3 protein-coding genes are annotated in these 2,490 nt (G+C 42.8%); 2 read left to right on the forward strand and 1 reads right to left on the reverse strand.

The window, feature by feature from the left end:
* Window positions 1-82: 82 nt before the first annotated feature.
* The gene (locus tag LC574_RS35470) at window positions 83-310 is read left to right on the forward strand and encodes a helix-turn-helix transcriptional regulator (RefSeq protein WP_229458305.1); all 228 of its coding nucleotides are present in this window, start codon (window positions 83-85) and stop codon (window positions 308-310) included.
* Window positions 311-345: 35 nt separating this feature from the next.
* Here the strand turns inward: LC574_RS35470 and LC574_RS35475 are convergent, their stop codons facing one another.
* Window positions 346-1,497 (reverse strand): glycoside hydrolase family 10 protein, encoded by a 1,152-nt coding sequence (locus tag LC574_RS35475; protein ID WP_229458306.1) that lies wholly within the window; start codon window positions 1,495-1,497, stop codon window positions 346-348.
* A gap of 693 nt (window positions 1,498-2,190) precedes the next feature.
* On the opposite strand from LC574_RS35475, the gene LC574_RS35480 reads away from it, so the two are divergent.
* A partial coding sequence (locus LC574_RS35480) for an alpha/beta fold hydrolase (RefSeq protein ID WP_229458307.1) occupies window positions 2,191-2,490 on the forward strand: 300 nt, incomplete at its 3' end.

A 2,490-nucleotide genomic window follows, 5' to 3' on the forward strand; every position in this document is an offset into this window, starting at 1 on the left:
TGGTCTAATAAATAATAATTGCTGAAACAAAGTGTTAGCATCTGCCTTGCTAGATCACGGATATTAACTGAGCATTTAAGTAGTGATTCGATGGAAATTGGCAGTCATGATGGCTGAACGCAATATTAGTAACAAAGAACTGGCTCTCTTAACTGGAATGAATCCTCGATCGGTTTCTAGGCTAAAAGTTCGTCGCCACCTCACCAGAATTGACGAAACCACGTTGAATGCACTTTGCAAAGCCCTGAAGTGTCAGCCAGGGGACTTATTGGTTTATGAAGAGGATAAACCTGATATTAAAGAGAAATAGCCCGATAAAGACCATCACAGACCGACTGCAATCTACTAAAGATTTCTCAAAAACCTTTCCACCTTTTGCCAAATAGAAGATGTCCTCTTGTTACTCACACCACCCGCACTCAAATCTGACAGAGTGGGAAATGATGCAGACTTAGCATAGGGGCCATTTCGCAAAACTTTAGCTAGGATATTGTTATTCTCGCGCAAACCTTCGTAAAAAAAGAATACCTCTCCTTGAATGCCAAGTTGGCGATTGTATTCAATTGCCTGCACTAGATATTCTGGACTAATGCAGTAAGAGCCAAGCTTCATCAGTATTCCCGGTGCTAACTTGGGCAGTGTCGCATCTGTGAACTGCTGGTTTACTAGTTTATCAGCGATCGCCTGATAACTCCTAAAGTCACGCCGATAAATCTGCGGCTGAATCAGATCAACTATTCCTCGCTTTAGCCATGTAGGTGAGTCTTGCAGATATTCCTGGAATGCCCAATCATGAATATTAGGTGCGATCGCAACTAATAAATTAGGATTCACCGCTTTCACCTCCCGGTAGAGACGTGCCAAAAAGTCAGTGAGAATATCTGCACGCCACTGTAACCATTGTCTATCCTTGGGGTTTTGTGGCGGATTGCGATCAAATTCCTGGCGATAGCGGGTGACAGTTCCCTCGTCATAGCCACCTTCACAGGGTAATGCTGGGAAGCGATCGTCTCCTTGAACACCATCCACATCATAATTCTTCACAACTTCTAGCACCAAGTTCAACAAGAACTCCTGCACTTGTGAGTCGAGTGCATTCAACCATTCAAAGCCGTTTTTCTTCAGTAAGTTACCATTACAATCACGTGCAGCCCATTCCGGTTTTTTCTGTAAAAGTACACCACCATTCAAATTGTAGGAACTGGCAAAACCGTATTCAAACCAAGGAATAACTTTCAATCCAACTCGCCGCGCCTCAACTACCACTTCTTCTAAAGGGTCACGACCTACAGACATAGGGTCAATTTCGACTCCAAATGTCTTCTGCATTGTTTGACTAGGATACAGAGTTACTGCCTTATTCCAAACAACGGGAAACACCACATTAAATCCCGTCTCGGCAAGCAAATCCATCGCCTCAGCAATGCGTTGCTTTGACCTGAGAACCTTACTATCAGTAGTGGTTAGCCAGATACCACGGGTTTCTATCGTATCCATTTATGTATCAAATAATTATGTTATCCAGCTTGATATAGCAGTCCTAAATCATATATGAAAGCTTGTCTTTCTTCTCTTCTCTACGAGAGGCTGCGCGTCTACGTTCATTTTCACAAATTCAGATAGGATTGCTATATATTTTCGTACTTATATGAAACTCTGCTGATTTCTTACCAGCATCTACCCAAAGGAAAATTGTAATTCTAAAACTATAGCGTTTCCTAATCACACAGCAAGCTCTCGAAGAGCCTACCGTGTACACACAAGTCATCGAATTACCCAAAACAAAAGAAAAACCTCACCCTGTCCTATCGGACATCCCTCTCCTTACTAAGGAGAGGGACAGGTTTTACGTAGTAAAACCAGGGTGAGGTATCTCAGGGGTTATGAGGCTGGCGTTGCAGAGAAAGCGGGATGATTTTGCTAGTTTTGTGGGATGGGCATCTTGCCCGTCCCTTGTATTTCAGGGCGGGCGAGACGCCCACCCTACAAGAATCATCCCTTGATTCAGCAACGCCATGAGGCTTAACCGTAAATTGCGTTCAGAAAGACTTGTCTATACACCGTAGCCTCGCTTGCTCTTAGAGGGTTGGGGGTGGGGTTCTTGTACCTCACGAACCCCTATATCTCCCAGCAGATGTTTTGACCAAAAGTATTACACATAATGAATATCACCAACAAAAAATACAACAGATGACTGTAACAGAACTGACTTGGAAACACGAATATATAACAACCAATGGGGTAAAACTACACTACGTTACTCAAGGTGAAGGCCCTTTAATGTTGATGTTGCATGGGTTTCCTGAGTTTTGGTACTCTTGGCGGCATCAAATACCAGAATTTGCTCAAGATTTTAAAGTCGTCGCCCTTGATTTGCGTGGCTACAACGATAGTGATAAACCAAATGAGCAATCAGCTTATGTAATGGATGAGTTTATCAAAGATGTTGAGGGAGTAATTAAAGGATTAGGATACCAAAAATGTGTATTA

It is taken from the genome of Nostoc sp. CHAB 5715 (assembly GCF_020829685.1).
Taxonomy (GTDB): Bacteria; Cyanobacteriota; Cyanobacteriia; order Cyanobacteriales; family Nostocaceae; genus Nostoc.

Bases quoted from the DNA above. Each gene is read 5' to 3' on its own strand.
- LC574_RS35475 (WP_229458306.1), bottom strand. From the start codon at position 1,497: ATGGATACGATAGAAACCCGTGGTATCTGGCTAACCACTACTGATAGT.